The organism is Micromonospora sp. DT43 (assembly GCF_049841645.1).
In the GTDB taxonomy this organism is placed as follows: domain Bacteria; phylum Actinomycetota; class Actinomycetes; order Mycobacteriales; family Micromonosporaceae; genus Micromonospora.
In genome coordinates this window covers 1-212 of record NZ_JBNCKR010000048.1, presented here as the reverse complement: position 1 = coordinate 212, position 212 = coordinate 1, and the positions used below count along the sequence as shown (strand labels likewise).

The window sequence follows — 212 nt, the reverse complement described above, 5'->3', positions numbered from 1 at the left end:
CGGGCCACCCGCGTCACCTCGTCGGCGAACGACGACAACTGGTCCACCATCGTGTTGACAGTCGACTTCAACTCCAGGATCTCGCCCCGCGCATCCACCGTGATCTTCTGCGACAGGTCACCCTTCGCCACCGCAGTGGTCACCGAGGCGATGTTGCGGACCTGGCTGGTCAGGTTGGACGCCATCGAGTTCACGTTGTCGGTCAGGTCCCG

General features: G+C 63.7%; 1 protein-coding gene. It reads right to left on the bottom strand.

Annotated features, from left to right (window positions below):
- The coding region (locus tag ACLQ26_RS33080) for a HAMP domain-containing protein (RefSeq protein ID WP_425748282.1) at positions 1-212 on the bottom strand (212 nt) is incomplete at both ends.